This is a genomic window from Lentzea sp. NPDC059081 (genome assembly GCF_042738015.1).
Taxonomy (GTDB): domain Bacteria; phylum Actinomycetota; class Actinomycetes; order Mycobacteriales; family Pseudonocardiaceae; genus Lentzea.
This window is the reverse complement of record NZ_JBHYGW010000015.1, coordinates 195,938-219,862: the sequence shown is the minus strand read 5'-3', so window position 1 is coordinate 219,862 and position 23,925 is coordinate 195,938. Positions and strand designations below refer to the sequence as shown.

The window sequence follows — 23,925 nt, the reverse complement described above, 5'->3', positions numbered from 1 at the left end:
TCAAACGGCCACGCTTTTCGGCCGTTTGACACCCCCATCTCGTTGTGGCTCGCTCCTGGTGCGACTCGTGACGGGACCCCACCGCAACGCAACCACCAACGCAACCGGCAGCCGCCCAACACAAACAGGCGTGCCATCAACCCGCCGGTGGCGCGGAGGCCCCCGATCAGATTGCCGGGGGTCTGGGGGCAGCGCCCCCAGGTGGAAGCACGCAACCGCAGCCCAAATCGCAACAGGGGAACGCTACGCAACCCGACGCTGAAACGCCCCGACCCCACGACAAACAAGATAAATAACAAAGCTCACAGCCGTGACCAGCGCAGACACCGGCAACCCAGGCTGCAACGACAACAAAATCCCGCCAACAGCAGCAACCTCAGCAAAAACCACGGACAGAACAGTCGCCCGAACAGGAGAAGCAGTAACCCGCATAGCCGCAGCAGCAGGCGTGATCATCAACGCCAGCACCAGCAACGCCCCCACCACCTGCACAGACAGTGCGGTAGCCACCCCGACCAACACCGCGAACACGATCGAAAGACCACGAACCGGAACCCCACGAGAAACAGCCACATCAGGATCCACAGAAGCGAAGAACAACGGCCGATAAATAACAGCCAAAACCGCCAGAACAGCAACAGACGACACGACCAGCAAAGCAAGATCGGTGGAGTCGACCCCGACGATCTGCCCGGTCAGCAACCCGAACTTGTTGGCAGCCCGCCCCTTGTACAGAGCAAGCATCAGGATCCCGAGCCCCAGCCCGAACGCCAGAATGGCTCCGATGACGGAGTCCCGGTCACTCTCCCGCCGAGACAACACCCCGAGCAGCACAGCGGCCAGAATCGACCCGGCCAGTGCCCCATAACCGACACCGACGCCCAACAACAACGCCGCAGCCCCACCGGTGAAAGCGAGCTCACTGGTCCCGTGCACGGCAAAGGCCATCTTCCGGGTGACCACCAGCGGCCCCAGCACCCCGGCCACGAGCCCCAGAACAGCAGCCGCGATCAACGCGGTCTGCACGAAATCGAGCGAGAGCAGATCGAGCAGGGTCACGACGCCGCCTCAGCCGTCAGGTGGTGCGTCTGCTCCTCACAGGCCCCGGCCCCGACCACGAGGATCTGGTCCCGCACCCGCACGACCTCGACCGGCGTCCGGTAGAGCTCCGACAACGTCCGGGAGTTCATGACCTCTTCCGGCGTCCCGACCCGGAACCGCCCACCCACCAGGTACAGAACGCGGTCCACCAACGGCAGCACGGGGTTCAACTCGTGCGTCACGAACAACACCGCCGTGTCAGCCTCACGCCGACGCTTGTCGATCAGCTCGGAGACGATCCGCTGGTTGGCGAGGTCCAACGACAGCAACGGCTCATCGCACAGCAACACCGAAGGATCGCCCACGAGAGCCTGGGCAACGCGAAGCCGCTGCTGCTCCCCACCGGACAGCAACCCGATCGGCGAGTCCGCGTACCGGGTCCCGCCGACGGCCTCGATGGCCGCGTCGACCCGGACCCGGCGCTCGCGCCGCGCGCGCAGCCCGAGCCCCCACCGGTGCCCGTCCAGCCCGAGGCCGACGAGGTCCCGGCCGCGCAACGTCATCGACTGGTCCAGCGCTCGCTGCTGCGGGACGTACCCGACCGCCCGGTTCCCGCCGGACACCGACACCGACCCCGCCGACAGCGGCTGCAGTCCGAGCAGCACCCGCATCAGGCTGGTCTTGCCGGACCCGTTCGGCCCGAGGACCGCCAGGAACTCCCCCGGCGACACGTCGAGGTCGAGGCCGTCCCACAGGACCCTGTCGCCGTAGGACAACCGGGCCCCGCGCAGCGAGATCGCGCTCATGCCTTGAGCGCCTGCGAGAGCGCGTCCACCTGCTTGCTCATCCAGTCAAGGTAGCCGGTCACGCCCTCGGGCAGCGTCTCGGTGACGGGAACGACCGGCACACCGGCGGCCTTGGCCTTCTCCACGAGGCCCTTGGTGACCTGGTTCTCGGTCTGCGTGTTGTTGACCAGGACGTTGACCTGCTTGCCCTCGACCAGCTGGTTCATCGACGCGAGCGCGGCGGCCGGCACGTCCGACTCCTCCTCGATCGCCTTGCTGAACTCCTCAGGGGTGGCGTCCTGCGCACCGGTCTCCTCGACCAGGTAGTGGGCGATGGGCTCGGTCGAGGCGACCTTCTTGCCGGCGCCGATGCCCTCGACCTTCTTCTCGAGCTCCTCGAGCTTCGCGGTGAAGTCCGCGGTGTTCTTCTCGAACGTCGTCTTCTTGTCCGGCGCGATGGCACCGAGCTCGTTCGCGGCGGCCTCGGCCACCGCCTGGACGGTGTGCAGGTCGTACCAGACGTGCTCGTTCACGCTGTGGTCGTGACCGTCGGCGTCGGGAGCACCGGTCGCGGGCTCGGAGTGGTGGTTGTCGCGCAACGGGAACGCCTCGACCTTCTTGGTCGCGTCGCTGGTGATGAGCTTGGCGAAGAAGTCGTCGTAGCCGCCGCCGTTGAACACGACGAGCTTCGCGTTCTTGACCAGGGCGGCGTCCGCGGGCTTGCTCTCGTACGAGTGCGGGTCGGCGCTCGGGTCGTCGAGCAGCGCCTTGACCTCGACCTCGTCGCCGCCGACCGCCTTGACGACGCTGCCCCACACGTTGGTGGAGGCGACGACCTGGATCTTGCCGTTGTCGGAAGACGGCGCGGTCGTGCCGCAGGCGGTCAGGCTCGCGACGGCAAGAGCGCCGATCAGAGCGTTGCGGAGAGTCATCACGCCGTCCCTCGATCAGGTAATGGAAACCGTTGTCGAGTTCATATTACGACACGAAAAAGCCCCCGACGGTCACGCCGGGGGCTTTCGGGTGTGACTCACGCCTCCAGGCGCTCGCCCGATTCGGGGTGGAACAGGTGGATCTCGCTGTGGTCGCGCACGGCGACCTTGACGTGCTGGCCCAGGGTGGGCGGCGTGCGGCCGTCGACGCGGACGACGAAGCGCTGCGAGGCGTCGCCGATCTTCACGGCGCCGTGCACGAGCGCGTCGGCACCGAGCTCCTCGACCAGCTCGACGACCATCTCCATGCCCTCCTCGCTCGACGGCACGATGCCGAGCGCCTCGGGGCGGATGCCGAAGGTGACCTCGTCCAGACCACCGGCGGCGGCGATCGCGTCCCGCGACAGCGGCACGATGACGCCGTCGAGCTTCGCGCCCTCCGACGTGATCGGCACGGTCTTGAGGTTCATGGCCGGCGAGCCGATGAAGCCCGCGACGAACGCGTTGGCCGGGCGGTCGTACAGCGCGCGAGGCGTGTCGCACTGCTGCAGCAGGCCGTCCTTGAGCACCGCGACGCGGTGGCCCATCGTCATGGCCTCGACCTGGTCGTGCGTGACGTAGATCGTGGTCGTGCCGAGGCGCTGCTGGAGGGCGGCGATGTTCGCGCGCGTCTCGACACGCAGCTTCGCGTCCAGGTTGGACAGCGGCTCGTCCATGAGGAACACGGAGGGCTCGCGCACGATGGCGCGACCCATCGCGACGCGCTGGCGCTGACCACCGGACAGGGCCTTCGGCTTGCGCTCCAGGTACTTGGTGAGGTCGAGCATCTTGGCGGCCTCTGCGACCTTGGCCTTGATCTCTTCCTTGGCGACACCGCGCAGCTTGAGCGCGAAGCCCATGTTCTCCGCGACGGTCATGTGCGGGTAGAGCGCGTACGACTGGAACACCATGGCGATGTCCCGGCCCTTCGGCGGCACGTTGGTGACGTCCTTGCCACCGATGTGGATGGCGCCCTCGTCGACGTCCTCGAGGCCCGCGAGCATGCGCAGCGCCGTCGACTTGCCGGAGCCGGACGGGCCGACCAGCACCAGGAACTCGCCGTCGGCGACTTCGAGCGACAGCTCGTCGACCGCGCGGACCGGCGGGTTGCCGGAGAAGACCCGCGACGCCTTGACGTAGGACACCTCAGCCATGTGACGCACCTTTCACCTTGTCTGGGCGCGACGTTAGGGATTGCAAGCGCTTACGGGAACAGACGTAAGCGCTTACGTTGCCGGGACTCCGCAGTGGACGGTCCGGCCGCGGGCTGACAGCTCGACGGGAATCGGCTCGAAAGGCGATGAATCAACCCGCAGTCACGTGAACTGGAATTTCCCGATGCTCCTATTCTCCTCCCTTCTACGAACCCTGCCGCTTCGCGCACGAGGGTGCTCCTGGAGGAGATCGATGCAGGTCAGACACGACGGCGAAGACACAGCGGAACCCTCGCCGAATCTGCCTGGAGTCCCCCTGGACGTCTCTTCCAGGTGGCCCGCCCTGACAGAGGAGCCACGCCGTCGAAGACGGGCGAAAATCCTGATTGCGGCCGCCGGAGTCGTGGTGGCAGCCGTCGCCGCACTCGCCCTGTTCCCCCTGTTCGACCAGGAGGCACCCGGCCAGATCAGCAGCAGCACGACCACCACGCCGCCTTCGACGACGCAGACCACCGACTCCTCCACGCCATCCCCCACCTCGTCGAGCTCGCCCGGCCAGGTTCCGCCACCGCCCACGTCGCTGCCGAACACGAGCACGACGAAGAAGACGACCCCGACGACCACCACCACGACGACGTCCACCGCTTCCACGCCGGGCACCGTCCAGGAACAGCGCGTCGTCGAGCTCATCCCCCAGGACCGCTACAACTGGACCGACATCGAGTACTGGCGCCAGGCCCAGGACTCCCCCGGCGAGGTGCGGATGGACGACACGGGCCTGCAGACAGCGCTCGGCGCCAAGCTCGCGGTGATCGAGGACGCTCCTGCCGCCGACCGCGACCGCTGCTCGCAGGTGACGGCGTGGCGTGACCGCGTCGAGTTCAGCGAGCTGCACGAAGGCAGTCAGTTGTGCGGACGGAGCCGAGTCGGCCGGTACGCGTCGCTGAAGGTGCAGACGGTGCCGGCCTCCCAGTCCAGCAACGGCCGGTTCATCTTCTACGGCATCACGTGGAACTGAACGCGGCCGCGTTGCGCTCGGCCCAGTCCGCGAACCGGGTCGCCGCCCGCCCCGTCACCCGCTCGACGTCCTCGCTGACCCGCTGCTCCTCCGCCACCGGCGATCCGAGGATCTTCAGCGTCCCGTCCACCACGGGCGGCGGCATGAACCGCGACATCTGCGCGCGAGCCTCCTCGGCGGACTGCTCGACGAACCGGATCTCCCGCCCCAGCACCGACGACAGCACCGCAGCCCGGTCCCGCGGGGTCATCGCCTCCGGACCGGTCAGCACGTACGTCCGGCCCTCGTGCCCGCCCTGCAACGCCTGTGCCGCAACGGCGGCGATGTCGGCGGGGTCGACGAACGGCAGTGCCACGTCCGCGAACGGCGCCGCGGCCACCCCTTGCTCGCGGACCGGCTGAGCCCACGCGAACGTGTTCGAGAAGAACCCGCCCGGCTGCAGCACCGTCCACTCCAGACTCGACTGCCGCACGACCTCCTCGAACGCCGCCAGCCGCGAGTGCGGAACCATGTCCGGCCGCGTCCCCGCCCCCTGCGACGACAGGAACACGACCCGCCGCACCCCGCCGGTCTTCGCGACGTCGAGCAACCCCGCCACGTCGGTGTCCGGCCCCAGCAGCTCCCCGCCGAGCAACAGGAACAACGCCTCGGCGCCATCCACCACGGGTGCCAGCGTCGGTGGCGACGCGAGATCCACCAACGGACGAGACACGCCGACTGCCTTGTCCCCCAACAACTCCATCAACGGGCGGCCCACGTTCCCCGTTGCCCCAGTGACCACGATCAAGGCGCTTCTCCCTCGCTCACCGAACTATCGCGGGGGAAGCTAACATCGCGAAGATAGTAGGTACCTAGAGGAAAGTGACTACCCGTGGAGACTGCACCGGAGCTGGCCTGCCCCATCGCACCCGTCGTCGACCTGGTCTTCAGCCGGTGGACGACACCGATCCTGTGGACGCTGAACCAGCACGGCCGCCAGCGGTTCGTGGAGCTGGAGCGGCGGATCGGCACGATCACGCCGAAGGTCCTGACCCAGCGGCTGCGCCAGCTGGAAAGAGACGGGCTGGTCACCAGGACCTACCACCCGGAGGTCCCTCCACGGGTGGAGTACGAGATCAGCGAGCTCGGGCGCAGCCTCGCGCCGATCTTCCACAACCTCGCCGACTGGTCGAAGCGCAACCTGGCCCAGGTCGACGAGGCCAGGTCGCGCTACGACGGTCGTTAGCCCTTCACGGCGCCGGACGCGAGGCCCTGCACCAGGAAGCGCTGCACCAGGTAGAACACGATGATCGCGGGGATCGCCACCAGGATCGACGCGGCGGCGAGGTGCCCCCACTCCGTCCTGTTCTGCTGCACGAACACCTGCAGGCCCACGGCCAGCGTCTTCGACTCGTCCGCGGCGGACAGGAACGCGGAGGCGAACGCCACCTCGCCCCAGGCCGTCAGGAACGCGTAGAACGACGTCACCGCGAGACCCGGCTTGGCCAGCGGCAGGATCAGCCGCCAGAACACGCCGAACGGCGACAGCCCGTCCACCCGGCCCGCCTCGTCGATGTCGGCCGGCACCGTGTCGAAGTAGCCCTTCAGCATGTAGGTGCAGAACGGCACCGCGGTCGTGCAGTAGACCAGCACGAGACCGATCGAGGAACCATTGAGCCCCAACGCGATCAGGATGTTGTACAGCGGCACGATGAGCACCGCGAACGGGAACATCTGCACCAGCAGGAACGACATCATCAGGCCGCGCTTGCCGGGGAACCGGAAGCGCGACGCCGCGTAGCCCGCCGTCGCCGAGATGAACACGCCGAGGACGGTCGTCATCAGCGCGATCAGCACGGAGTTGCCGAACCAGGCGAGGAAGTCGCCCTTCTCGCCGGACAGCACGCGCGTGTAGTTGTCCAAAGAGGACTCGTTGAACAGCTTCGGCGTCGGCTCGACCGCCCGCGCGTCCGGCTTCAGGGACGTGACGAACACCCAGAAGACCGGGAACACGGCGATGACCGAGGCGACGACCAGCGTGGCGTGCAACGCGATGGACGCGCCCTTGGACCTGTCCGCGCGGCGCAGCCGGCGTTCAGGGGCCTGCACGACCTGGAGAGACGAAGCATCGAGCGTCACGTCACCACACCTCGCCCTGCTTGCGCAGCGCCCGCCGGTAGATCGTGGCGAACACCAACAACACCGAAAGGATCAGCACGCCGTAGGTCGACGCGATGGCGTAGTCGCGGGAGGCGCCGGAGAAGAAGCGCTCGAACGCGTAGGTGACCAGGATGCGGGCGTTCGGGTTCGGGCCCGCGATCAGGTAGATCACCGGGAACATGTTGAACGTCCAGATGATGCCCAGCAGGACCACCGTCGACGACACGGACCGCAAGCCCGGCAACGTGACGTGCCGGAACCGCTGCCACGGCGTGGCTCCGTCCACCTCGGCCGCCTCGTAGAGGTCGCCGGGGATCGACTGCAGGCCACCGAGCAACGCGACCATCATGAACGGCACGCCGAGCCAGGTGTTCACGATGATCACCGACACCAGCGCCCAGTTCGACTGGCCGAGCCACACCGGGTCCGGCAGTCCCACGGCGCGCAGGAGCTGGTTGATGATCCCGTACTGCGCGTTGAACATGTACTTCCACGCGAACGCGCTGATGAACGCGGGTACGGCCCACGGCAGGATCAGCAGGACGCGGTAGAGCGAACGGCCGACCACCTGGCGGTTCAGCAGCATCGCCAGGCCGAGACCGATGGTGTAGTGCAGGAACACGCACGAGAAGGTCCAGATCAGCGTGCGGACCAGCGTGCCCCAGAAGTCGCCGAAGGACTCGCCGCCGGAGAGCACGTTGAGGTAGTTCTTGAACCCCACGACGTCGTAGGACGACGGCCGCTCGAGGACCGGGTTGGCGATGTTGCCCTCGTTGATGTTCGTGAAGGTGAAGAACACGCCCTGCGCGAGCGGGTAGAGCACCAACACCGCGATGACCACCACGACGGGCAGCACCATCGCATACGCGTACCAGTACCGGTCGAGGAACCGACGCACCGAGATCTCCCCTCAGGCGAACGGCCGGGACACGACGCCCCGGCCGTTCGGCACCAGTCAGCCGACGGAGTACTCGGGGACGACGCTGTCCTTGTACGCCTTGGCGACGTCGTCAAGGGCGGTCTTGGCGTCCTTCTTGCCGGCGAGGAAGTCCGCGTAGCCGACCTTCAGCGGGTCGAAGAGCTGGCCGCCCTCGGGGATCCACGGACGCTCGTGCGCGGTCTTGGTGACCGGCTCGAACGCGGCGACGACGGCGTTGGCCTTGACGTCGGCGTTCTGGTAGGCCGACTTGCGGGTCGGCAGCAGGCCCAGCTCCTTGGCGACGGACGCCTGCGACTCGACCGACGCCATGCACTGGATGAACTTGATCGACGACTGCTTCGCCTTTGTGCCCTGGCGGATCACGTAGTCGTGGCCGCCGACCGGCGCGCTGCCCTTGCCGGCGGACGGGCCGGGGACCGGGGCGATGCCGAGGTTCGCCGCGTCGCTGAACGCGGCGCCCTTGAGGTAGTCGGCGACGGCCCACGGACCGTTGACGACCATGGCGGCCTCACCGGACGAGAACGCGGCCTGCATGTTCGAGTACGAGTTCGTCGCGTCGAGAGCCGTGGTCGCGACCTTGCTGTCGAGCAGGCTCTTCGCGGTCTCCAGCGCCTTCACGTTCTGCGAGGAGTTCACGACGATCTTCTTGGCGGACGCGTCGACCAGGTCGCCGCCCTCGCCGTAGATGAACGGCAGCGCGTAGTACGCGTCGTTGTTGAGGAAGAACGACTTCTCGCCGCCCAGCTTGGCGGCCGCGGTCTTGAGCTCGTCCCAGGTCCTGGGCGGCTCGACACCGGCGTCGGCGAGCTTCTTCTTGTTGTAGAGCAACGCGAGCGAGTCGGTCACCTGCGGCACCGCGTAGGTCTTGCCCTCGTACTTCGTGGAGCCCAGCGGGGCCTCCAGGAAGTCGGAGGTGTCCTTCGCGAGGTCGGTGTCGGACAGGTCGGCGACGTAGCCCAGCTTCGCGAGCTGCGGCACCCACGCGACCTCGGAGCGGAAGACGTCGGGCCCCTGACCACCCTGGGCGGCGGTCTTGTAGTTGTTGAGCGCGCCGTCGAACGCCTGCGTCTCCACCTTGACCTTGTAGCCGTCCTTGGTGGCGCAGCCTTCCGCGATCTTCTTGAACACCGGGCTCTCGTTGGGGCCGCTGGTGTCCCAGAAGGTCACTTCGCCCGAGTCGGATCCGCTGCTGCTCGACCCACCGCCTCCGCAGGCGGTGAGAACGAGGGCGACACCCGTCGCCATGGCGGTCACGAGGGTTGTCCGTCGCATCGTTGCTGCCGTTCCCTCCAGCTGACCTCATCTCCCTGTTGAGATGAGGGCCTTGCAAGTTTTTGCGAGAATGTTGCGGGCGATTTCACTACCCGAACCATGGTCAGGTCAAGACGTCGACCGTAACCAAGCCGTAACGGCCCTGTCTTGCACATGCTCGTTGCAAAATTTTTCTGAACACGGCAGGCTTGCGCCGAAAGCGAGCGTGAGCAGGGAGGCAACGTGTCCGGACTGTCCGAGATCGCCAGGGCAGCCGGGGTGTCCATCTCCACCGTCAGCCGAGTTCTCAACAGGCGCGCGGGTGTGAACGAGGAGACCAGGCAGCGGGTGCTGTCGGTCCTCGCGGAGATGCCCTACACCCCGCGCGGACTCGGTGCGTTGCAACGCACCGGTGTGATCGGCCTGCTCGTGCCGGAGCTCTCGAACCCGGTCTTCCCGGCATTCGCCGAGGCGCTGGAGACGCGGGCAGCGCGCCTCGGCTACTCCTCGCTGCTGTGCAACACCCGCAGCGGCGCGCCGATGGGCGAGGAGGAGTACGTCCGGATGCTCCTGGCCCGCGGGGTCGAGGGCATGGTGTTCGTGTCACCGGAGATCACCAACGTCGAGGTGCCGCTCGGTCAGGCGCCGCGCCCGAGCTACTACGCGAAGCTCCTCGCGGACGGCGTCCACATGGTCTTCCTGAACGGTGCCACGCCGGCCCTGGACGTGCCCGACGTGACGGTGGACGAGCAGCTCGCGGGGTACACGGCCACCAAGCACCTGATCGACCTCGGCCACGAGCGGATCGGGTTCGTCTCGGGTCCCGCGCGATCTCTCCCCTCGCGCCTGAAGCGCGCCGGGTGGGCCGCCGCGCTGGAGGAGAACCACCTGCCGGCGGGCTCGGAGTACGTGTCGCACGGGCCGTTCAGCGCGGAGGGCGGTGCCGAGGCGGTGGCGGAGCTGCTGGACACGGTGTCGCCGACCGCCGTGATCTGCTCGTCGGACCACATGGCGCTCGGCGTGATGCGCGCCGCGCACCAGCGAGGGATCTCCGTACCGGACGACCTGTCCGTCGTCGGGTTCGACGACATCCCGCTCGCTGCCTACTCCTCGCCCGCTTTGACGACGCTCGCGCAGCCGATCGAGGAGATGGCGGCCGCGGCGATCGACGAGCTCGTGCTGCGCCTGGACCCGGATCGCCGCAGGCAGGGCACCGACAACTACACCCGCGTGTTCCGCCCGCGGCTCGTCGCGCGGGAGTCGACGGCGCCACCGAAGCGTTGACCCCATTGGTCTGGACCAAATTCTGAACAAGGCAGATGGGCCAACCTGCGCGGATGCGTCATTTGAGGGACGCAGGTCACCCTGACTTCACGAATTGGTTCTGAACCGTTACGGTCCTTTCATGGCGCGGTCGATGCATGTGCGACGTCCGGCAACGTTGGCCTCTCTGGCCGCTGAGCTGGGCGTTTCCCGGACAACGGTGTCCAACGCGTACAACCGGCCCGACCAGCTCTCGCCAGAGCTGCGTCGGCGGGTGTTGGACACGGCCCGAAGGCTGGGTTATCCCGGCCCGGATCCTGTGGCGCGCTCTTTGCGCACGCGCAAGGCCGGGGCGGTGGGCCTGCTGCTCACCGAGAACCTCTCCTACGCGTTCCGCGACCCGGCGGCCATCGGCTTCCTGGAGGGCCTCGCGCTGGCGTGCGAGGACGCCGGCACGGGTCTGCTGCTGGTGCCCGCCAACCCGGAGCGCGAGGACGTCGCGTCCGTCCACAGAGCCGGTGTCGACGGCTTCGTCGTCTACTCCGTGCCGGACGACGACCCGCACCTCGCCGCCGTGCTGGAGCGCCCCGTCCCGACCGTCGTCTGCGACCAGCCGGACCTCGGCACGGTCGACCGCGTCGGCATCGACGACCGCGGCGCGATGTACGAGCTCGCGAGGCACCTCATCGGCCTGGGCCACCGGCGCATCGGCGTCGTGTGCATGCGCCTGGCGCGCGACCGCAACGACGGCTTCGTGACGCCCGACCGCCAGCACGCCGCGCACTTCCACGTGCAGCGCAACCGCCTGTCCGGTCTCGCCGAGGCGTTCAGCGAGGCGGGCGTCGACTGGTCGCAGGTGCCGGTCGTCGAGCGCTTCGACCACAACATGGCCTCCGGCGCGTCCGGCGCCGCCCAGGTCCTCGACCGCGACCCGCAGGTCACCGCGCTGATCTGCACCTCGGACGTGCTGGCGCTCGGCGCGATGACCGAGGCGGCCCGCCGCGGCCTGCGCGTGCCGCACGACATCACCGTCACCGGGTTCGACGGCATCCGCGCCGGCGAGGAGGCCGGGCTCACGACGGTCCGCCAGCCGGTGCTGGAGAAGGGCCGCGCGGCGGGCAAGCTGCTGCTCGACGCGAGCGAGCGCTCGCGCCCGCGTTCGGTGAACCTCGCGACGGAGCTGATCATCGGCAAGACGTCGGCCGGTCCGCGCGGCGGTGCCGAGGAGCGCTGGTTCGGACCGTGAGGTCCTAGCGCTCCAGCCTGAAGACGACGGGTGAGCTGGTCCTCCCGGCCAGCTTCGCCACCAGCAGGTAGTCGCCCGGCCCGACCGGGTTGTGCGCTCCGCAGCCGGGCTGCGAGGTCGAGCCCGCCCACCGGGTGCCGTAGTTGAAGGCCTCCTTGGGCTGCATCACGCGCACCTCGTTGCCCACGGCCGACAGGCAGTGGTTGCTGGACCACAGCACGGTCGCGCCGTCCGCGGTCAGCACGGTCAGCTCGCGGTGCTGGCGCCCGATGTCCCTGATGCACGGCACCGGCCCGTTGTTGACGACGTCCATCGACAGTTCCGGCTGGTCACCGACCGTGTAGAAGGGCTTGTTGGCCTTCGCCACGACCCCGATCACGTCGTCCGGGCAGGCCTGCGGCGGTCCGGGCGGCGGTGGCGGCGGCGTGGTCTCCGTCGGCGAGGGCGGCGGTGTGGTCGACGAGGACGACGCGGCGGCGTTCTCGGCCATGCCCGGCGGCGGGTTGGACGACGACGCCGCGGCCGCGTTCGTGGGCTGCGCGGACTCGTCGTCCGACGAGAACATCCCGACGATCCAGATCACGAGCAGCAACGTGGCCAGCGCGGCACCGATCGCGGCGATGCGGCGGCGCCAGTACACCGTGGACGGGAGCGGACCTGTGGGCTCGATCACGGCCCCGAACGTAACGGCAGCCGATGGATTCCAGGCGTAGGCGAGCCTAGCTCGATCCGGTGAACGTGATATGGACCAGAAACCCCTTGTGAACGCGCACTAACTCCAGTTCCATCGCTTGGGGGTCCGCCGGTAGGCCATGGAGGTGTGTCATGACCGCGATCGACGAACTGCTCAAGCGGAACTACGAGCTCGGGAACGTGGTTCCCGGAGACCGTTCGTCCGCGAAGCCGTCCCTGCAGGTGGCAATTCTGACCTGCATGGACTCGCGCATCCGGGTGTTCGAGATCTTCGGTTTGAAGCAGGGCGAGGCGCACGTGCTGCGCAACGCGGGCGGGGTCGTCACCGACGACGCCATCCGCTCGCTGGCGCTGAGCCAGCGCAAGCTGGGCACGCGGGAGGTGCTGCTCGTGCACCACACGAACTGCGGCCTGGAGATGGTGACCGAGGACGACTTCAAGGACGAGCTGGAGGCCGACACGGGCCTGCGGCCGACCTGGGCCGTCGAGGCGTTCAAGGTCGTCGAGCAGAGCGTGCGCGGCTCGATGGCGCGGCTGCGGCGCAGCCCGTTCATCCCGCACACCGACAAGATCCGCGGGTTCGTCTACGACGTGCACACCGGTGAGCTGCGCGAGGTCCACGCGGCCGAGTCCGCCGCGGCCTGATCCTTCTCGCGTGAGGCCCCTTCCCGGCAGCGGGCAGGGGCCTTTGCGCTTGAATGGGCGGCGATGAATCACGAGTTGCTGCTGGGCTGGTGGGACACCGCGGCCCGCGACCTTCCGTGGCGCCGTCCCGAGTGCACGGCGTGGGGTGTGCTGGTCAGCGAGATCATGCTGCAGCAGACGCCGGTCTCCCGCGTGGAGCCGATCTGGCACGAGTGGCTGGCGAAGTGGCCGGTGCCGTCCGCGATGGCCGCGTCCTCCCAGGGCGAGGTGCTGCGCATGTGGGGCAAGCTCGGCTACCCGCGCCGTGCCCTGCGGCTGCACGAGGCCGCCACGGCCATCGCGCGCGACCACGGCGATGTGGTGCCGTCGGACGTGGAGACGCTCGAGTCGCTGCCCGGCATCGGCAGCTACACGGCCCGTGCGGTGGCCACGTTCGCGTACGGGCAGAAGTGCGCCGTCGTGGACACGAACGTCCGTCGGGTCGTCGCGCGCGCTGTGCACGGTGCCGGTGACGCCGGTCCACCGTCGACCAAGCGCGACCTCCGCGACGTCGAGGCGATCCTGCCTGAGGACCAGGAGGACGCCGCCGTGTTCTCGGCCGCGCTGATGGAGCTCGGTGCGTTGATCTGCACGGCCAAGAACCAGAAGTGCGCCGACTGCCCGTTGTACGCGGAGTGCGCGTGGCAGCTGGCCGGTCGGCCCGCCTATGCCGGGCCGGAGAAGAAGGTGCAGAAGTTCGCCGGCACCGACCGGCAGGTGCGGGGCCGGCTGCTGGACGTGCTGCGGGGAGCGCCGGGGCCGGTGCCGAAGATGCAGCTCGACATCGTCTGGAACGACATCACCCAGCGGGAGAAGTGCCTGGCCTCGCTGCTGGACGACGGCCTGGTCGAGCAGACGCGGGACGGGCTGTTCGCACTTCCCGGGGAGCACTGATGCACGCGCTGGTGGCGTTCTTCGACGCCGAGGCGGACGAGAAGGTCCGCGACCTGCAGCACCGCGTCGGCGGGAAGTTCAAGTACCCGCCGCACATCACCTACGCGCTGGCGAGCACCATCGGCCCCAAGGTCCGCAAGGAGCTGCGCGAGGACCTCGAACGCCTGTGGCTCCCCGACTTCTACCTCCACACCCTCAGCACCTTCTCCACCAGCGAGAACGTGCTGATGCTGGCCGCGGTGGTCGACACCGAGCTGCTGGCGGTCCACTCGGCGATCCACGACGTGCTGGCGGGCAAGGTCAAGAACCCGAGCGCCTACTACCTGCCGGGCAGCTGGGTCCCGCACTGCACGCTCGTCCACGACATCGGCGACGAGGCGATGAAGACGGCGTTCGCGCAGGTCTTCCCGGTCGAGCCGATCCGCGCGAAGGTCCGCGAGGTGTCGATCGTCGACACTCAGACCGGCGAGATCGACGTGCTCAAGAAGGCCTCCACGGCACCCCGGTAGACCCACGGCGCGCTGTCGTGCACGACGTGGCCCGCCTCCTCCACGTAGAGGTACTGGCCGTGCGAACGCCGGGCCGCCTCGGCCATCTGCCCCGGTAGCTGGCCGCCCCTGCCCGCCTCGATCACGAGCGACGGGCAGCGCACGGCGTCGATGAAGTCCCAGTACGCGCGCGTGCCCCAGTGGCCGGCGATCTCGTACAGGTCGTCCATCGACGCGATCAGGTGCCACCCGTCGGCGCGCTCCTCGAAGTACTCGGCGAACAGCGGTGCGCCGAAGTACTCCCTGATGTGCCCGAGCGACTGGAACGGCACCGGCCAGGCGTCGAAGAGCCACTTCCACTCGTCGACCGTGCGGCCGGAGTTGTCCGGGGCGAAGTCCTCGACCACAATCGCGCGCACCAGGTCCGGACGGGTCGCCGCGAGACACCACGCGTGCAGCCCGCCCATGGAGTGCCCGATCACCACAGCGGGCCCGAGGCCGAGCTCCTCGATCGCCGCGGCGGCGTCGGCGACGAAGTCCTCGGTGCGGAACGGTCCCCGCTGCGGGTTGCGGCCGTGCCCGCGCTGGTCCAGCGCGACCACGCGGCCGAACGGCCTGAGCCACTGCGCGACGGGCCACCAGGCGGTGGCCCTGCTCATCAGGCCGTGCAGGAGCAGCACGCCGTGACCCGTTCCGCCGAACTCCACCACCGACACAGGGATGATTAACGCATGAAGGCCCGCCCGTACCTGATCGCCCTGGTGTTGATCGTGCTCGTCGCCGGTCTGCTCGTCGTGTTCAGAACGCCGGGCGGCGACCCGGACCAGCCGCGCCGGGAGACGTCACCGCAGGCCGCCGTGGAGGCCGGTGCGGGTGCGGGCGACGCCTACTACCCGACCGACGGCAACAGCGGCTACGACGTGACGCTCTACGACCTCGCGATCACCTACGACCCGGAGTCGAAGCAGCTCGACGGCGTCGCGACCATCACGGCGACCGCCTCGGACGACCTGTCGCGGTTCAACCTCGACCTGGAGGGCCTGAAGGTCAGCGAGGTGAAGGTCGGCGACCAGCCGGCGAAGTTCGCCACCGAGGGCGACCACGAGCTGGTGATCACGCCCGCCGCGCCGCTCGCCAAGGGCAAGCCGTTCACCACCGTCATCACCTACGGCGGCAAGCCCACGACGATCAACGACGCCTCGCTCGGCCGCAGCGGCTGGCAGATCTCGTCGACCGGCGGCGCCTTCGCCGCGGGCCAGCCGCACTCCGCGACGACCTGGTTCCCCGCCAACGACACCCCGCGCGACAAGGCGGCCCTGAAGGTCTCGGCCCGCGTCCCCGACGGCTGGACGGCGATCTCGAACGGCCTGGAGAGCCCGCCGAAGCGCGACGGCGGCTGGACGACGTTCACGTGGACCGAGGAGACGCCGCTCGCGACCTACCTGGCGACCGTCGCGATCGACAAGTTCGAGATCGTGCGCTCGAAGCTGCCCAACGGCACGCCGGTGGTCGACGCGTACGCGCCCGGCACGTCCGCCTCGAAGAAGCCGATCCAGTCGCAGCTGCCGGAGATCCTGGCGTACCTGGAGACGAAGTTCGGCCCGTACCCGCAGCGCGCGGCCGGCGGCATCTGGGTGGCCGACCAGATCGGGTTCTCGCTGGAGACGCAGACCAGGCCGATCTACGCGTCGTGGGCGGACCTCGAGACCGTGGTGCACGAGAACGCCCACCAGTGGTTCGGCGACTCGGTGTCGTTGCAGAACTGGGCGGACATCTGCCTGAACGAGTGCCTCGCGTCGTACTCGCAGTGGCTGTGGATGGAGAAGGACGGCACGAACCTCGACGAGCGCTACCGCGGCCGGGTCGAAGAGCTGCGCGGCCGGACGTCGTTCTGGGCGCCGAAGCTCTACGACATGGGCAGGGGCAACGAGTTCCGGGGCGTCTACGACAAGGGCATCATGGCGATGCACGCGCTGCGCAAGCAGGTCGGTGACGACGTGTTCTTCAAGGCCCTGCAGTCGTGGACGGCGAAGCACCGCGACGCGAACGCCTCGTGGCCGGAGTTCGAGAACCACTTCAAGGAGGCGTCCGGGCAGGACCTGACCGCGTTCTTCAAGGCGTGGTTCCACGACTCGGGCATCCCGGACGACCAGTACCTGCTGCCTGCCGGCGTGCGGCGCTAGTGTTGGTCGCATGGCAGTCGTGAAGATCAACGCGATCAAGGTCCCCGAGGGCAACGGTCCCGAGCTCGAGAAGCGGTTCGCCGCCCGTCTCGGCGCGGTCGACGGCGAGCCCGGCTTCCTCGGCTTCGAGCTGCTGCGGCCGGTCGCGGGCGAGGACCGCTACTTCGTCGTCACGCACTGGGAGACGCACGAGGACTTCGTGGCGTGGCGCGACGGCCAGGCCGGTGCGGCCGCGCACTCCGGTGAGCGCGCCCGGCCCGTGTCGTCCGGTGCCGACCTGCTGGAGTTCGAGGTCGTGCTGGGGAGCAAGCCCCAGCAGTGATCGACGAGGCCTACGACAGAGCCGCCGAGCTGATCGCCGGCGCGGACGCCGTGCTCGTCTGCGCCGGTGCCGGCATCGGCGTCGACTCGGGTCTGCCCGACTTCCGCGGCACCGAGGGCTTCTGGCGTGCCTACCCGCCCTACGAGCGGCTCGGGCTGAAGTTCGAGGAGATCGCCGATCCGGTGCACTTCGCAGACGATCCCGCGCTGGCCTGGGGTTTCTACGGCCACCGGCTGCACCTCTACCGCGACACCGTGCCGCACGAGGGGTTCGAGATCCTGCGGTCGTGGGGTGCGCGCGTGTTCACGTCCAACGTGGACGGCCAGTTCCAGCAGGCGGGCTTCACCGACGTCGCCGAGGTCCACGGGTCGATCCACCACGTGCAGTGCGTCGAACCGTGCACTGACGAGATCTGGGAGTGCGAGTTCGACGTCTCCGTGGATCCGGAGTCGATGCGGGCGGTCGGCGAGCTGCCGTCGTGCCCGCACTGCGGCGGCTTGGCGCGGCCCAACATCCTGATGTTCGGCGACTGGGGCTGGGTGCCGCACCGCAGCCAGGCGCAGCTCGACGCGCTGAACAAGTGGCGGCGGACGCGGCGGAACCTGGTCGTCGTCGAGATCGGCGCCGGGACCGCGGTGCCGACCGTGCGGCGGCAGGCGGAGCTCGCCAGCGCGGCGAACGGGGCGTTGGTCAGGATCAACGTCCGCGAGCCCGACGTCCGCCACGGCCGGGGCGTCTCGCTGCCGGTCGGAGCCCTCGAAGCCCTCAGAGCCTTGGCACGACGAACTGCGTGACGACGGCCCGGTGGTCGCTGCCGGGCACGTCGAACACGTCGACCGTGTCGACCAGGATCTTCGAGTCCACCAGCACGTGGTCGATCGTGACCGGCGGCGGCCAGATCCCGCCCTTGCTGGGCCAGGTGTGGATCAGGCCCTTGCCGACCTGGTCGGCGGCGTCCACGTAGCCCTTGTTCAGCAGCCGCGTGAGGCCGACGTGGTCGAGCGTCGCGTTGAAGTCGCCGGCGAGCACCCTGATCGCGCCGGTCGAGTCGGGCGCGGGCAGCCCGGCCAGCTCCCGCTGCCACGCCTCCGGCCCCTCGGTGACGACCGGCGGCAGCGGGTGCACCGAGACGACCTCGATGTCCTTGCCCGGCAGGTCCACGAGCGCCGCGGCCTGCTGCAACGTGCCCGGCGGGGTCAGGTTGCGCTGCGTGAGCGGGTACCGCGAGGCGATGCCGCTGCCCGACCCGCCCGGCTCGTCGAGGAACACGCGGTGCGGCAGCACCTGGTCGAGACCGGCGCGTTGCAGGTCGCGCACCATCTCCGGGGTCAGCTCCTGCATGGCGAGGACGTCGACCCCGCGCACCCGGACCTCCCGCAGGAGGGCCTCGGCGTCCGCGATGCCCGTGAGCAGGTTGGAGGTCATCAGCCGGACCTGCTGCCCCACCCCGTTGGGTCGCGCGTCGGGGAACGCCCGCGGCGCCACGTTCGCGACGAGCACGACCGCCACCAGCGTCATCGTCAGCCCGACGACCCATCTGCGGCGGAACAGCGCGAACAGCCCGATGAGCAGCCCGGCGGCGGTGATGTACGGGATCAGCGACGTCGCGGCGATCATGTAGCGGTTGCCGTCGATGCCGAGCAGCCGGACCATCGCCGCCGCGACGAACAGCATCGCGCACACGACCAGCAGGAACGTGGCGAACCCGTTCTTGCGCGGCTTCACCTCGGTGGTCACCACGCCGTGCAGTCTCGCCGAGCGCTCGTCAGTCTCCGGTGTGGTCCCCACGATTGAGGGACGGTTGGCACGGGTTTCTCGTTGCCTGTCCGGGAATTGTCAGACCCCTCAGCCATGCTGGTCCCACACCGACCTCAGGGGGACCAGTGGGAGCCAAGGACTGGATGCTGTTCTACGCGTCCGACGACGTGAGCAAGGTCCTGCGCGCATCGCCGCAGATCGACCGCGAGGCCACAAAGGCCCTGGTCGAACGCCTGTACCCGTCTTCTGACCTCCGCCCGATCGCCGACGGCAGCCTCGACAGCGCCAACCCGCCGGAGGGCGAGGTCTACGCCGCCGTCTACCCCGGCCTCTCGATCGTGTGCACCTGGGACGCGGCGGGCGACGCCCCGACCGACCTGCCGCAACGCTTCGTCCGCGAGGCCGCCGGCCGCACCCTGTACCTGCACGCCATGCACAGCGTCGTCGACTTCTTCGCCTACGCGATCTGGGAGCCGGACGGCTCGGTGCGCCGCTCGTTCAGCCTCTCCCCGGACAGCGGCGTGATCGAGGACATCGGCACACCCCTGCCGTTCGAGGAGAAGTACCTGGCAGGCGACCCGGAGTTCCTCCAGTACCTGGGCCCCGACGACGACTACCCGTTCCGCTTCCACCCGCTCGAACTGGGCGAGGCGGCGCTGCGGACGCTGTTCGGGTTCACCTACGAGGGCGTGTGGGAGGAGGACGACCCGGACCTGGAGGAGATCGTGCTGGCGGGCTACGCCCTGAGCTGAGCCCGCGGGATCGCGGCGCCGGGGTCGCGGCATGGGATCGCGTGGCGGTGGCCGTCGCGCGCCGGATCGCGTGGCCGGCACGTCCGACGCGAGGCCGGGCAACCCCGGCGATCGCGCCGTCCAGCCCAGCCGGAGCGGCGTGGCCGCCCTCGAGCGGCCTGAACGAGCACTGCCGCGCACCCATGACCAGCAGCCGCCTGGGCGGCACGAGACCGGACACCCGCAGCGATCACGTCGGCCGGCCCCGGTGGGCACAGCGCTGCCGTCATCTGTCGCGTCCGTCGGCCAGCCCAGCCCGGAATGGCGCGGCCGTCCTCGGCCACGTCGGCCAGCCCAGCGGCTCAGCCATCCTCGATCGCAGCCCCGCACGCACCGCTGCCGCATACCCACGACTCAACCGCCGACCACCCCCGGACCAAGCGCGGCCACCGCCCGCCCACCGAACGACAACGGCCCCCGGACCAGAAGTCCGGGGGCCGCTCTCAACTGCCTAGCAGGTCACTCCGCGTCGTTCGCCGGGGCGTCCTGCGGCTCGACGGCCGCGGGGGCCGCGAGCTCGACCGGCGGGGCGTCCGGCACGCGGTTCGGCTTGGCCTCGCCGCGGAAGACGAACTTCGCCTTGTCGTGGTCCTCGGACACGCCGTCCCAGCCCTCGATGTCGGTGATGATGATCTGGCCCGGCTGGAGTTCGCCGAACAGGATCTTCTCCGACAGCTGGTCCTCGATCTCGCGCTGGATCGTGCGGCGCAGCGGGCGGGCGCCCAGCACCGGGTCGAACCCGCGCTTCGCGAGCAGGGCCTTGGCCCTGTCGGTCAGCTCGAGAGCCATGTCCTTGTTCTTCAGCTGCGTCTCGACGCGGGCGATCATCAGGTCCACCATCTTGATGATCTCGTCCTGAGTCAGCTGGTGGAAGACGATGATGTCGTCGATGCGGTTGAGGAACTCGGGGCGGAAGTGCTTCTTCAGCTCGTCGTTGACCTTGTTCTTCATGCGCTCGTAGTTGGACGCGCCGTCCTGACCCGAGGTGAAGCCGAGGCCCACTGCCTTGCTGATGTCCGACGTGCCCAGGTTGGACGTGAAGATGATGACGGTGTTCTTGAAGTCCACCGTCCGGCCCTGACCGTCGGTCAGGCGGCCGTCCTCCAGCACCTGGAGCAGCGTGTTGTAGACCTCCTGGTGGGCCTTCTCGATCTCGTCGAAGAGCACGACGGAGAACGGCTTGCGGCGCACCTTCTCGGTGAGCTGGCCGCCCTCTTCGTAGCCGACGTAACCGGGAGGGGCACCGAAGAGCCGCGACGCGGTGTAGCGGTCGTGGAACTCGCCCATGTCGATCTGGATGAGCGCGTCGTCGTCGCCGAACAGGAAGTTCGCCAGCGCCTTCGAGAGCTCGGTCTTACCGACACCGGACGGGCCGGCGAAGATGAACGAGCCGGAGGGGCGCTTCGGGTCCTTCAGACCGGCGCGGGTGCGGCGGATCGCCTTCGACACGGCCTGGACCGCGTCGACCTGGCCGATGATCCGCTTGTGCAGCTCGTCCTCCATGCGGAGCAGACGCGTGGTCTCCTCCTCGGTGAGCTTGAACACCGGGATGCCGGTCCAGTTGGCGAGGACCTCGGCGATCTGCTCGTCGTCGACCTCCGCGACGACGTCCAGGTCACCGTCCTTCCACTGCTTCTCCCGCTCGGCCTTCTGGCCCAGGAGCTGCTTCTCCGCGTCACGCAGCTTCGCCGCGCGCTCGAAGTCCTGCGCGTCGATCGCGGACTCCTTGTCGCGACGCACGTCGGCGATCTTCTCGTCGAACTCGCGCAGGTCCGGCGGCGCGGTCATCCGGCGGATGCGCATCCGCGCACCGGCCTCGTCGATGAGGTCGATCGCTTTGTCCGGCAGGAACCGGTCGTTGATGTACCGGTCGGCCAGCGTGGCGGCGGCGACCAGCGCGGAGTCGGTGATCGAGACGCGGTGGTGCGCCTCGTACCGGTCGCGCAGGCCCTTGAGGATCTCGATGGTGTGCTCGAGCGACGGCTCGCCCACCTGGATCGGCTGGAAGCGGCGCTCCAGCGCGGGGTCCTTCTCGACGTGCTTGCGGTACTCGTCGAGCGTGGTGGCACCGATCGTCTGCAGCTCACCGCGAGCGAGCATCGGCTTGAGGATCGAGGCCGCGTCGATCGCGCCCTCGGCCGCACCCGCACCGACGAGCGTGTGGATCTCGTCGATGAACAGGATGATGTCGCCGCGCGTGCGGATCTCCTTGAGGACCTTCTTCAGGCGCTCTTCGAAGTCACCGCGGTAGCGCGAGCCCGCGACCAGCGAGCCGAGGTCGAGCGTGTAGAGCTGCTTGTCCTTGAGCGTCTCGGGCACCTCGCCCTTGACGACCATCTGCGCCAGTCCCTCGACGACGGCGGTCTTGCCGACGCCGGGCTCGCCGATGAGGACCGGGTTGTTCTTGGTGCGGCGGGACAGCACCTGCATGACCCGCTCGATCTCCTTGGTGCGCCCGATGACCGGGTCGAGCTTGCCCTCCCGCGCCGAGGCGGTGAGGTTGCGCCCGAACTGGTCCAGCACCAGGGACGAGGACGGCGTGCCCTCGCCACGACCCGGCGACTCCGACGAACCCTTCTCCGTCGAGTAGCCGGACAGCAGCTGCAGCACCTGCTGCCGCACCCTGTTGAGGTCGGCGCCGAGCTTCACGAGGACCTGGGCGGCGACGCCCTCGCCCTCGCGGATCAGGCCGAGCAGGATGTGCTCGGTGCCGATGTAGTTGTGGCCGAGCTGAAGCGCCTCACGCAGTGAGAGCTCCAGGACCTTCTTCGCACGGGGGGTGAAGGGGATGTGTCCACTCGGGGCCTGCTGGCCCTGGCCGATGATCTCTTCGACCTGCTGGCGGACGCCCTCCAGCGCAATCCCCAACGACTCGAGCGCCTTGGCGGCGACACCTTCACCCTCGTGGATCAGACCCAGGAGGATGTGCTCGGTGCCGATGTAGTTGTGGTTGAGCATCCGTGCCTCTTCTTGGGCAAGGACAACCACCCGCCTCGCGCGGTCGGTGAACCTCTCGAACATTCGCACTCCCTGACTGCTGCGTCGGCGGTCCTCGGCTCCACCGATCTACCCTGGTGAGCGCGGCACCGTGGCTCCACTGTAGTGGGCGGTACCGAGGCCTGTGGTTCCCGTCAGCGGCCAGCCGCCTCCGGAAAACCCTGACACCGGCATCAACGCAGGTCGGGAGCAACGGATTCCACAGATCGGGCGATGTCCGCTGAGCGCGAACAACCCGCGGCCGAGCGATACTCCTGTGACCGGGACCACCTGAACGCGCACTCACGGGCCAACTCTGGGTAAGGTTAGGCAAGCCTCATGCCCATGAGATTGGACTAGCGCGTTGACCGTACCGGCGAGGGTCTCACAGCAGAACCCGCGTGCGCTCACGCCTTTGGCCCAATCCATCGCGCGCCTGAACACCGGCTCCGACATCCGCTTCGGCATGCAGTCCGACGACTGGACCATCTGCTCCGAACTGCTGGCCGAACCGTCCCGCTTCGACCTGTGGCGCAAGGACCTGGCCGAGTGGATGGTCGAGCAGTACGGCGAGTCCGACGACAGGGCCACCGCCGGCTACATCATGGGCTGGTACCTGCACCAACCGGCCTACCTGGCAGGCCTGCTCTTCCACACGGCCCGCCGAGTCCCCTCGCTCAAGCCGAGGGACATGGCCTTCCACCTGGCCACCGACGGCCGCCCCCACCCGGACGGCATCGCCCTCTTCTCGGACGAGTTCACCTGCCTACCGGACGACCCGGCCTCCAACCACCCGGCAGCCACGGTCGTCGCCAACGAAGCGGCCCTGGCCGCCGTCCTACGCGCCCGCTACGCGGCCCACGCAGCCCAGTTCGTGGCCTCCTTCGGCCAGGTGGTCCGCTTCGGCCGCCGCCAACTCTGGGCAGCCGCCACGGACATGCTCGAATACGCCCCCTGGGCAGCCGGCCGCCTCCTGGGCGACGAGAACGCGGGCGTCACGGACGCCGCTCTGATCCTCCCGGAGAAGATCGAGCCCTTCGTAGCGGCCTCGAGCCTCCACTTCACCGACGAGGGCTGGAAGCGCAAGCGCAACAGCTGCTGCTTCCACTACGTGCTCCCCAACGCAGAGCCGTGCACGGCCTGCCCGCGCACCTGCAACAACAGGTAGCGAAGCCGAAGGCGAGCAGGGGCGACGGCGAAGCCGAGCTGCTTGAAACGAAGGTTCCGGTGGGTCCCCGTCACGAGTCGTGCCACAGCTCTCGCTGCAACGAGGTAGGGGTGTCAAGCGGGCAAACCTTTCTCCCCCTTTACACCCCCCCCCCCTCTTT

Annotated in this window: 24 protein-coding genes; 12 read left to right on the top strand and 12 right to left on the bottom strand. The window is 68.8% G+C overall.

Going from position 1 to position 23,925, the window contains the following annotated elements; genetic code table 11:
• Positions 1–243: 243 nt before the first annotated feature.
• The 4 genes from ACFWV3_RS29345 to ACFWV3_RS29330 all read right to left on the bottom strand — a co-directional run bounded on the left by ACFWV3_RS29345 (position 244) and on the right by ACFWV3_RS29330 (position 3,951).
• Positions 244–1,059, bottom strand: a complete 816-nt coding sequence (locus ACFWV3_RS29345) for a metal ABC transporter permease (RefSeq protein ID WP_382415742.1) — start codon at positions 1,057–1,059, stop codon at positions 244–246.
• Positions 1,056–1,847, bottom strand: coding sequence for a metal ABC transporter ATP-binding protein (locus tag ACFWV3_RS29340; RefSeq protein ID WP_382415740.1), 792 nt, complete (start codon positions 1,845–1,847; stop codon positions 1,056–1,058). Before ACFWV3_RS29340 ends, ACFWV3_RS29345 begins: the two co-directional genes overlap by 4 nt.
• On the bottom strand, positions 1,844–2,758 hold the full coding sequence (locus tag ACFWV3_RS29335) for a metal ABC transporter solute-binding protein, Zn/Mn family (RefSeq protein ID WP_382415738.1): 915 nt from the start codon (positions 2,756–2,758) through the stop codon (positions 1,844–1,846). The genes ACFWV3_RS29340 and ACFWV3_RS29335 overlap by 4 nt, the downstream gene beginning before the upstream one ends.
• A 98-nt stretch (positions 2,759–2,856) precedes the next feature.
• Entirely contained in the window at positions 2,857–3,951 is a 1,095-nt protein-coding gene (locus ACFWV3_RS29330; RefSeq protein ID WP_382415736.1) for an ABC transporter ATP-binding protein, read from the bottom strand.
• Between the two features lie 406 nt (positions 3,952–4,357).
• Between ACFWV3_RS29330 and ACFWV3_RS29325 the strand changes: the two genes are divergently transcribed.
• Positions 4,358–4,969 (top strand): hypothetical protein, encoded by a 612-nt coding sequence (locus ACFWV3_RS29325; protein ID WP_382415734.1) that lies wholly within the window; start codon positions 4,358–4,360, stop codon positions 4,967–4,969.
• Here ACFWV3_RS29325 and ACFWV3_RS29320 read toward each other — a convergent pair.
• Entirely contained in the window at positions 4,956–5,681 is a 726-nt protein-coding gene (locus tag ACFWV3_RS29320) for an NAD(P)H-binding protein (RefSeq protein WP_382415732.1), read from the bottom strand. The genes ACFWV3_RS29325 and ACFWV3_RS29320 overlap by 14 nt on opposite strands.
• Positions 5,682–5,840: 159 nt before the next feature.
• On the opposite strand from ACFWV3_RS29320, the gene ACFWV3_RS29315 reads away from it, so the two are divergent.
• Positions 5,841–6,194 (top strand): winged helix-turn-helix transcriptional regulator, encoded by a 354-nt coding sequence (locus ACFWV3_RS29315; RefSeq protein WP_382415731.1) that lies wholly within the window; start codon positions 5,841–5,843, stop codon positions 6,192–6,194.
• Here the strand turns inward: ACFWV3_RS29315 and ACFWV3_RS29310 are convergent.
• The 3 genes from ACFWV3_RS29310 to ACFWV3_RS29300 all read right to left on the bottom strand — a co-directional run bounded on the left by ACFWV3_RS29310 (position 6,191) and on the right by ACFWV3_RS29300 (position 9,320).
• Positions 6,191–7,087 (bottom strand): sugar ABC transporter permease, encoded by an 897-nt coding sequence (locus tag ACFWV3_RS29310; RefSeq protein WP_382415729.1) that lies wholly within the window; start codon positions 7,085–7,087, stop codon positions 6,191–6,193. The genes ACFWV3_RS29315 and ACFWV3_RS29310 overlap by 4 nt on opposite strands.
• 1 nt (position 7,088) lies before the next feature.
• On the bottom strand, positions 7,089–7,967 hold the full coding sequence (locus ACFWV3_RS29305) for a carbohydrate ABC transporter permease (protein ID WP_382415767.1): 879 nt from the start codon (positions 7,965–7,967) through the stop codon (positions 7,089–7,091).
• Positions 7,968–8,063: 96 nt separating this feature from the next.
• Complete coding sequence (locus ACFWV3_RS29300; RefSeq protein ID WP_382415727.1) at positions 8,064–9,320, bottom strand: extracellular solute-binding protein; 1,257 nt, start codon at positions 9,318–9,320, stop codon at positions 8,064–8,066.
• A gap of 222 nt (positions 9,321–9,542) precedes the next feature.
• Between ACFWV3_RS29300 and ACFWV3_RS29295 the strand changes: the two genes are divergently transcribed.
• Complete coding sequence (locus ACFWV3_RS29295; protein WP_382415725.1) at positions 9,543–10,583, top strand: LacI family DNA-binding transcriptional regulator; 1,041 nt, start codon at positions 9,543–9,545, stop codon at positions 10,581–10,583.
• Between the two features lie 121 nt (positions 10,584–10,704).
• Entirely contained in the window at positions 10,705–11,808 is a 1,104-nt protein-coding gene (locus ACFWV3_RS29290; RefSeq protein WP_382415723.1) for a LacI family DNA-binding transcriptional regulator, read from the top strand.
• Positions 11,809–11,812: 4 nt separating this feature from the next.
• Here ACFWV3_RS29290 and ACFWV3_RS29285 read toward each other — a convergent pair whose 3' ends face one another.
• On the bottom strand, positions 11,813–12,481 hold the full coding sequence (locus ACFWV3_RS29285; RefSeq protein WP_382415721.1) for a hypothetical protein: 669 nt from the start codon (positions 12,479–12,481) through the stop codon (positions 11,813–11,815).
• A gap of 152 nt (positions 12,482–12,633) precedes the next feature.
• Between ACFWV3_RS29285 and ACFWV3_RS29280 the strand changes: the two genes are divergently transcribed.
• The 3 genes from ACFWV3_RS29280 (at position 12,634) to ACFWV3_RS29270 (ending at position 14,588) form a co-directional block, all read left to right on the top strand.
• Positions 12,634–13,146, top strand: a complete 513-nt coding sequence (locus tag ACFWV3_RS29280; protein WP_382415719.1) for a beta-class carbonic anhydrase — start codon at positions 12,634–12,636, stop codon at positions 13,144–13,146.
• Positions 13,147–13,209: 63 nt separating this feature from the next.
• Positions 13,210–14,079: an A/G-specific adenine glycosylase gene (locus ACFWV3_RS29275; protein WP_382415717.1), complete on the top strand. Its 870-nt coding sequence runs from the start codon at positions 13,210–13,212 to the stop codon at positions 14,077–14,079.
• Entirely contained in the window at positions 14,079–14,588 is a 510-nt protein-coding gene (locus ACFWV3_RS29270) for a 2'-5' RNA ligase family protein (protein WP_382415715.1), read from the top strand. The genes ACFWV3_RS29275 and ACFWV3_RS29270 overlap by 1 nt, the downstream gene beginning before the upstream one ends.
• Here the strand turns inward: ACFWV3_RS29270 and ACFWV3_RS29265 are convergent.
• Positions 14,537–15,283, bottom strand: coding sequence for an alpha/beta fold hydrolase (locus ACFWV3_RS29265; protein WP_382415713.1), 747 nt, complete (start codon positions 15,281–15,283; stop codon positions 14,537–14,539). The genes ACFWV3_RS29270 and ACFWV3_RS29265 overlap by 52 nt on opposite strands.
• 15 nt (positions 15,284–15,298) lie before the next feature.
• On the opposite strand from ACFWV3_RS29265, the gene ACFWV3_RS29260 reads away from it, so the two are divergent.
• Genes ACFWV3_RS29260 through ACFWV3_RS29250 form a run of 3 tightly spaced genes read left to right on the top strand, consistent with a single transcriptional unit; the run spans position 15,299 to position 17,866 of the window.
• Positions 15,299–16,750 (top strand): M1 family metallopeptidase, encoded by a 1,452-nt coding sequence (locus ACFWV3_RS29260; protein WP_382415711.1) that lies wholly within the window; start codon positions 15,299–15,301, stop codon positions 16,748–16,750.
• Positions 16,751–16,760: 10 nt separating this feature from the next.
• A complete protein-coding gene (locus ACFWV3_RS29255) occupies positions 16,761–17,072 on the top strand; it encodes an antibiotic biosynthesis monooxygenase family protein (RefSeq protein ID WP_382415709.1) in 312 nt (103 codons plus the stop codon).
• On the top strand, positions 17,072–17,866 hold the full coding sequence (locus ACFWV3_RS29250) for an NAD-dependent deacetylase (RefSeq protein ID WP_382415765.1): 795 nt from the start codon (positions 17,072–17,074) through the stop codon (positions 17,864–17,866). The genes ACFWV3_RS29255 and ACFWV3_RS29250 overlap by 1 nt, the downstream gene beginning before the upstream one ends.
• Here the strand turns inward: ACFWV3_RS29250 and ACFWV3_RS29245 are convergent.
• The gene (locus tag ACFWV3_RS29245) at positions 17,838–18,812 is read right to left on the bottom strand and encodes an endonuclease/exonuclease/phosphatase family protein (RefSeq protein ID WP_382415707.1); all 975 of its coding nucleotides are present in this window, start codon (positions 18,810–18,812) and stop codon (positions 17,838–17,840) included. The two genes, ACFWV3_RS29250 and ACFWV3_RS29245, sit on opposite strands and share 29 nt — an antisense overlap.
• A gap of 143 nt (positions 18,813–18,955) precedes the next feature.
• Here ACFWV3_RS29245 and ACFWV3_RS29240 point away from each other — a divergent pair, with 143 nt between their 5' ends.
• Positions 18,956–19,582, top strand: coding sequence for a DUF6928 family protein (locus tag ACFWV3_RS29240; RefSeq protein ID WP_382415705.1), 627 nt, complete (start codon positions 18,956–18,958; stop codon positions 19,580–19,582).
• Between the two features lie 498 nt (positions 19,583–20,080).
• Here the strand turns inward: ACFWV3_RS29240 and ACFWV3_RS29235 are convergent, their stop codons facing one another.
• Positions 20,081–22,642 carry an ATP-dependent Clp protease ATP-binding subunit gene (locus ACFWV3_RS29235; RefSeq protein WP_382415703.1) on the bottom strand — a complete coding sequence of 854 codons (2,562 nt, stop codon included), beginning with the start codon at positions 22,640–22,642 and terminating at the stop codon, positions 20,081–20,083.
• A 370-nt stretch (positions 22,643–23,012) separates the two neighbouring features.
• On the opposite strand from ACFWV3_RS29235, the gene ACFWV3_RS29230 reads away from it, so the two are divergent.
• The gene (locus ACFWV3_RS29230; protein ID WP_382415701.1) at positions 23,013–23,765 is read left to right on the top strand and encodes a (2Fe-2S)-binding protein; all 753 of its coding nucleotides are present in this window, start codon (positions 23,013–23,015) and stop codon (positions 23,763–23,765) included.
• Positions 23,766–23,925: the final 160 nt, after the last annotated feature.

What these genes read in the sequence shown, in the direction of transcription:
- ACFWV3_RS29340 (WP_382415740.1), bottom strand. Translation starts at nt 1,847, where the DNA reads ATGAGCGCGATCTCGCTGCGCGGGGCCCGGTTGTCCTACGGCGACAGG.
- ACFWV3_RS29335 (WP_382415738.1), bottom strand. Translation starts at nt 2,758, where the DNA reads ATGACTCTCCGCAACGCTCTGATCGGCGCTCTTGCCGTCGCGAGCCTG.
- ACFWV3_RS29330 (WP_382415736.1), bottom strand. Translation starts at nt 3,951, where the DNA reads ATGGCTGAGGTGTCCTACGTCAAGGCGTCGCGGGTCTTCTCCGGCAAC.
- ACFWV3_RS29305 (WP_382415767.1), bottom strand. Translation starts at nt 7,967, where the DNA reads ATGGTGCTGCCCGTCGTGGTGGTCATCGCGGTGTTGGTGCTCTACCCG.
- ACFWV3_RS29300 (WP_382415727.1), bottom strand. Translation starts at nt 9,320, where the DNA reads ATGCGACGGACAACCCTCGTGACCGCCATGGCGACGGGTGTCGCCCTC.
- ACFWV3_RS29290 (WP_382415723.1), top strand. Translation starts at nt 10,705, where the DNA reads ATGGCGCGGTCGATGCATGTGCGACGTCCGGCAACGTTGGCCTCTCTG.
- ACFWV3_RS29280 (WP_382415719.1), top strand. Translation starts at nt 12,634, where the DNA reads ATGACCGCGATCGACGAACTGCTCAAGCGGAACTACGAGCTCGGGAAC.
- ACFWV3_RS29275 (WP_382415717.1), top strand. Translation starts at nt 13,210, where the DNA reads ATGAATCACGAGTTGCTGCTGGGCTGGTGGGACACCGCGGCCCGCGAC.
- ACFWV3_RS29270 (WP_382415715.1), top strand. Translation starts at nt 14,079, where the DNA reads ATGCACGCGCTGGTGGCGTTCTTCGACGCCGAGGCGGACGAGAAGGTC.
- ACFWV3_RS29260 (WP_382415711.1), top strand. Translation starts at nt 15,299, where the DNA reads ATGAAGGCCCGCCCGTACCTGATCGCCCTGGTGTTGATCGTGCTCGTC.
- ACFWV3_RS29255 (WP_382415709.1), top strand. Translation starts at nt 16,761, where the DNA reads ATGGCAGTCGTGAAGATCAACGCGATCAAGGTCCCCGAGGGCAACGGT.
- ACFWV3_RS29235 (WP_382415703.1), bottom strand. Translation starts at nt 22,642, where the DNA reads ATGTTCGAGAGGTTCACCGACCGCGCGAGGCGGGTGGTTGTCCTTGCC.